The following is a 5,613-nucleotide window of genomic DNA, read 5'->3' as shown; positions in this document are numbered from 1 at the left end:
TCGCCGACCGAGCTCGAGCGGGTGATGACGGAGTTCGGCGACCAGAAATACGACATCCTGCTCTCGACCAACATCGTCGAGAGCGGGCCCGACGCGCCCGCGGAGCTGGTAGAGCTGCGCGAGGCCGAACATGTCCGCGCGATGCACGATGAGCGTGTTCGCGGTGGGGATGTCGAGGCCGCTCTCCACGATGGTCGTGGAGAGGAGCACGTCGTATTTCCCGTCATAGAAATCACCCATGACCTGCTCGAGATCGCCGGCCGCCATCTGGCCATGGCCGACACCGACGCGCACTTCCGGCACGTGCCGATCGAGGAAATCGCGGACCTCGCCGAGATCATCGATGCGCGGCACGACATAGAAGGATTGCCCGCCGCGATAGCGCTCGCGGAGCAGCGCCTCGCGCACCACGAGCGGATCGAAGGGCGTCACGAAGCTGCGCACCGCGAGGCGATCCACGGGCGGGGTCGCGATGATCGACAGCTCGCGCACGCCCGTCAGCGCGAGTTGCAAAGTGCGCGGAATGGGCGTCGCCGAGAGCGTGAGCACATGCACTTCGGCGCGCAACTCCTTCAGCCGCTCCTTGTGGGCCACGCCGAAATGCTGCTCCTCGTCGATGATGAGCAGGCCCAGATCCTTGAAACGGATCGCTTTTCCGAGCAGCGCGTGGGTGCCCACCACCACATCGACCGTGCCATCGGCGAGGCCGTCCTTCGTGGCCTTGAGATCAGCGGGCGAAACGAGGCGCGAGGCATGCGCGACCTTCAGCGGCAGGCCCTGGAAGCGGCTTTGCACGGTACGGAAATGCTGGCGCGCGAGAAGTGTCGTCGGCACGACGATCGCCACCTGCTTGCCCGCCATGGCGGCAACGAAGGCCGCGCGGAGCGCCACTTCCGTCTTGCCGAAGCCGACATCGCCGCAGATCAGGCGATCCATCGGGCGACCCGCATCGAGATCGGCGAGGGTCGAGTCGATCGCGGCCTGCTGGTCCTCCGTCTCCTCGAAGGGGAAGCGTGTCACGAATTCCTCGTAAGCGCCTTCGGGGGCTGCAAGCTTCGGCGCCTCGCGCGTCAGGCGCTGTGCGGCGACCTTGATGAGCGCACGCGCCATGTCGCGGATGCGCGCCTTCAGCTTGGCCTTGCGCGCCTGCCAGGCCGCGCCGCCGAGGCGATCGAGCTGCGCCTCGGTTTCCTCCGAGCCATAGCGCGTGAGGAGTTCGATGTTCTCCACCGGCAGGAACAGCTTGTCGCCACCCGCATAATGAATCTCGAGGCAATCATGTGGCGCGCCGGAGACGGTGATGGTCTGGAGCTGGATGAAGCGCCCGATGCCGTGATCGACATGCACCACGAGATCGCCGGCCTTCAGGCTCGTGAGCTCGGTGATGAAATCCTTCGCCCGCTTCTGCGTGCGTTTCGGGCGCGTCATGCGCTCGCCGAGAATGTCCTCCTCGGCGATGAGGGTCAGATCGGGCGTCTCGAAACCTTCGGAGATCGCAACCGCGAAATAGCCGACGGTATCGGGGGCAAGCGTGTCGAGTGCTGCGAATTTCGGCAAGGGCACATGCTTCGTCACGCCGTGATCCGCCAGAACATGCGTGAGGCGATCCCGCGAGCCTTCCGAGGCGGCGGCGATCACCACCTTGCGGCCCGCGCGCTGGCTCTCGCGGATATGCGCGGCGGCGGCATCGAAGAGGTTGGCCCTGGGGTCGAGCCGCTCGGGGGCGAAATCGCGGCCCTTGCGCATTCCCGCATGGATGGCCGAGACTCCGCCACCCGGCGCGGTCTCGAAGCTCGAAAGCGCGATCGCATTCGCGGCCAAAGCCGCCCATTGCGCGTGCGAGAGGTAGAGCGCATCGACCGGCAGCGGGCGATAAGGCACGCCCGGCACGTTTTCTTCCAGCGCGGTGCGCCGGGCCTCGTGGTAATCCGCGATCTGCTTGAAGCGCTCCTCGACCGCGGCTTCGGCCTGGTGGTCGAGGATCAGGTTCGCGCCGGGCAGATAGGCATCGAAGCGCTCCAGCGTCTCATGGAAGAGCGGCAGCCAATGCTCCATTCCCACATGCCGGCGCCCCTCGCTGATATGCTCATAGAGCGTGTCGCCGCGAAGATTGGCGCCGAATTGCGCGAGATAGCCCTGCCGGAAGCGGCGGATCGCGTCGCTTGTGAGCTGGAACTCGCCCATCGGCACAAGATCGAGCCGCCGAAGCGTGGCATGCGTGCGCTGCGTCTCGGCATCGAAGGCGCGGATGGATTCGAGCGTATCGCCGAAGAAATCGAGCCGCACGGGATCGCCGAAACCCGGCGGAAAGAGATCGACAAGCCCGCCACGCATCGCGAAATCACCGACATCGCGCACGGTGGAGGTGCGGTTATAGCCGTTGGCTTCCGCCCATCGCGCGATCGTCTCGAGATTGATCGCGTTGCCCGGTGCGGCCGAAAAGCTCTGCCTTGCCACGAAATCGCGCGGCGGGAGGCGCTGAAGCACGGTATTCACGCTGGCGATCACAAGGCGAGGGCGATCCCCGCCGCGCGTGCGCACGAGCCGCGCGAGTGCCTCCATGCGCCGCGCCAGCACGCCGGCATTGGGCGAGGCGCGATCATAGGGCTGGCAATCCCAGGCCGGCAGGCTGATGACCTCGATCTCCGGGAAGAGCGCGCCGAGAGCGCCCTGCACTTCCGCCTGTCGCAGGCCATCGCGCGCGACAAAGAGCGCCAAAGCGGGCTGATCCGCCCCGCTCGCCTGCTTCAGCCGCGCTATCTCGGCCAGCACGAGCGCCAGCCCGCCATCGGCGACGCCGCCGATGCGCAGGGCTTCATGCTTTTCGAGCGCGTGCGTGAGGCTCGCAGTCGGCAGGGGCGGAAAAAGCGGCATCAAAACTCGCGGGAAACGTCAAAACTCGATCGGCTTGTCATGCGTATGGAACGCACGAAGCGCCTGAAAGACCGGCGTGTCGTAATTCGCCGGCGCCTCTTCCTTGCCGGTGATCCAGGCGAAGAGATCGCGATCCGGCACCTCGATCAGCGCCTCGAACAGGTCGAGTTCGGCGTTGCTCATCGCGTCGATGGCCCTCTCGGCATATTGGCCCATCAGCAGGTCCATCTCGCGTGTGCCGCGATGCCAGGCACGGAACAGGATGCGCTTGCGGCGCGGATCAAGACCATCGGTGGAACGCGAAAGGCCGGTCACGGGCAACTCCGGAAGCGGGCGAGAAGGATTGCGGAAAGAGGCCCGTGGTGAAGCAAAGTCAAGCCGAAAAGGCTGCGCCGCGAGATTCCGCACGCGCCTGATTCCGCACGCGCCTGATTCCGTGCCAACCGGATTCCGTGCTAACCGGATTCCATGCGGCCGACTTCGCTTGATCCCTTTTTTGCGCCGGTCTCCCGCCTGCCCGGCGTGGGGCCGAAGCTCGGGCCGCTCTTCGATCGCGTGACAGGGCGCGGAACGGAAGGCGCGCGCCTGATCGACCTCCTGATGCATCTGCCGGTGGATGCGGTGGAGCGGAAACTCTCGCCCACCATCGCCAACACGCCCAACGAGGGCATCGCCACCTTCAAGGGCATCATCGAGGCGCATCGCCCCGCCCCGCCCGGCCGCAGCCGCGCGCCCTCCCGCGTGGTCGTGGGCGATGAAACGGGCGATGTCACGCTCGTCTTCTTCAACCTGCCGCAGGCGCGTCTGGCATCGCAGATGCCGCTCGGGGCGGAGCGCGTCATTTCCGGCAGGATCGAGCTCTTCGACGGCGCAAAGCAGATCGTTCACCCCGATCGCATCCTGCACCCCGCGAAATTCGCGGAGGAGCCACGAATCGAGCCGATCTACCCTCTGACCGAGGGGCTCTCCTCCCGACGCATCCAGAATGTGGCCAAACTGGCGCTCGAGCGCGTGAAGCCCTTGCCGGAATGGCTGGACCCCGCCTTTGTCGGGCAGCGCCAGTGGCCGGGCTTCCTTGAATCCCTCGCGCGGATGCACGGGCCGGAGAGCCTTGGCGATATCGCGCCCGACGGTCCGTGCTGGACGCGCCTCGCCTATGACGAATTGCTCGCGCATCAGCTCGGCCTGCTGCTCCTTCGGCGCGGTTTCACCCATGCCAGGGGTCGCCGCACCCATGGCGACGGCCGCCTGCGCCGGGCCGTTCTCGCCGCCCTGCCCTATGAACTGACCGGCGCGCAGAAACGCGCGCTGGAGGCGATCGAGACCGATCTCGCCGGGGAGAAGCGCATGCTTCGCCTGCTTCAGGGCGATGTCGGCGCCGGAAAAACCATCGTCGCCCTGCTCGCGATGGCCATCGCCGTCGAAGCCGGAAGGCAGGCGGCCCTGATGGCACCGACGGATATCCTCGCGCGCCAGCACGCGGATCGCCTCGCGCCGCTCTGCGAGAAGGCGGGCATCCGCCTGGCCCTGCTTTCGGGGAAGATGCCGGCCGAGGCGAAGCGCCGCGCGCAGGCCGCACTCGCTGCGGGCGAGGTCGATATCGCCATCGGCACGCATGCCTTGTTTCAGGAGGATGTGCGCTTTCGCGATCTCGCCTTCGCGGTGGTGGATGAGCAGCACCGCTTCGGCGTGCACCAGCGCCTGGCGCTCGCGAACAAGGGCGAGGCCGTGGATTTGCTGGTGATGACCGCCACGCCCATCCCGCGCACCCTGATGCTCGCCTGGTTCGGCGATCTTGAGAGTTCAGCGCTCGACGAGAAGCCGCCGGGCCGAAAGCCCATCGATACCCGCGTGGTGCCTGCGGATCGGCTCGAGGAGATGGTCGGCGGGTTGCAGCGGGCGGTCACGGCCGGCAAGCGCGTCTACTGGGTCTGCCCGCTCGTCGGCGAGAGCGAGACGCTCGATCTCGCCGCCGCCGAGGCGCGATACGAGGATCTGTCGAAGGTGTTTCCGGGTCGCGTCGGCCTCGTGCACGGGAAAATCCCGCCCGCCGAGCGCGATGCCACGATCGCGCGCTTCCAGCGCGGCGAAATCTCCGTGCTGGTCGCGACAACCGTGATCGAGGTGGGAGTCGATGTGCCGGAAGCCTCGATCATGGTCATCGAGGAGGCGCAGCGCTTCGGCCTCGCGCAGCTGCACCAGTTGCGTGGCCGCGTCGGGCGCGGCGCGGAGCAATCGGTCTGTCTCCTTGTCTATCGCGCGCCATTGTCGGAAACGGCGCGTGCAAGGCTCGGGATCCTGCGGGAAACCGAGGATGGCTTCCGCATCGCCGAGGAGGATTTGAGGCTGCGTGGCGAAGGCGATCTTCTGGGCACGCGGCAATCCGGCATGCCCGGCTTCCGCCTCGCGCGGCTCGATCTGCATGCGGAACTGCTGAAAATCGCGCGTGACGACGCGCAATTGCAGATCACAAGGGACCCGGATTTCGTCTCCCCGCGCGGGCAGGCGCTCCGCAACCTGCTCTACCTTTTTGAACGGGAAGAGGCGATCCGGCTGATTTCAGCCGGCTAGAGCATCCGCCCGCCAAGTGGATACCGGTTGGCGGAAAAAGCGGATGCGAAAACAAGAAGAGTGAGCGCAGTATCTGATTCAATCAGATCGGTTTGCGCTCTAGAGCATCCGCCCGCCAGGCGGATAAAGGTTGGTCGAAAGGAAATGCGTCAGAAAAAGAAATTGCGG

The 5,613-nt window shown here is 66.3% G+C and carries 3 protein-coding genes; 1 reads left to right on the top strand and 2 read right to left on the bottom strand.

Annotated features, from left to right (window positions below):
* Together ACKODO_RS04845 and ACKODO_RS04840 are read right to left on the bottom strand one after the other, a co-directional pair.
* Positions 1 to 2,874, bottom strand: a 2,874-nt coding sequence (locus ACKODO_RS04845; protein ID WP_408982323.1) for a transcription-repair coupling factor, incomplete at its 3' end; no start/stop codon positions are given.
* Positions 2,875 to 2,892: 18 nt separating this feature from the next.
* Positions 2,893 to 3,189 (bottom strand): succinate dehydrogenase assembly factor 2, encoded by a 297-nt coding sequence (locus tag ACKODO_RS04840; protein ID WP_408982322.1) that lies wholly within the window; start codon positions 3,187 to 3,189, stop codon positions 2,893 to 2,895.
* A gap of 153 nt (positions 3,190 to 3,342) precedes the next feature.
* Here ACKODO_RS04840 and recG point away from each other — a divergent pair, with 153 nt between their 5' ends.
* On the top strand, positions 3,343 to 5,445 hold the full coding sequence (gene recG / locus ACKODO_RS04835) for an ATP-dependent DNA helicase RecG (protein ID WP_408982321.1): 2,103 nt from the start codon (positions 3,343 to 3,345) through the stop codon (positions 5,443 to 5,445).
* The last annotated feature ends 168 nt before the right edge of the window (positions 5,446 to 5,613 follow it).

It is taken from the genome of Rhabdaerophilum sp. (assembly GCF_046092605.1).
GTDB lineage: Bacteria > Pseudomonadota > Alphaproteobacteria > Rhizobiales > Beijerinckiaceae > Rhabdaerophilum.
This window is presented reverse-complemented; position numbering and strand designations above follow the sequence as displayed.

Coding starts and splice junctions, on each gene's coding strand:
- recG (WP_408982321.1), top strand. CDS start 3,343: ATGCGGCCGACTTCGCTTGATCCCTTTTTTGCGCCGGTCTCCCGCCTG.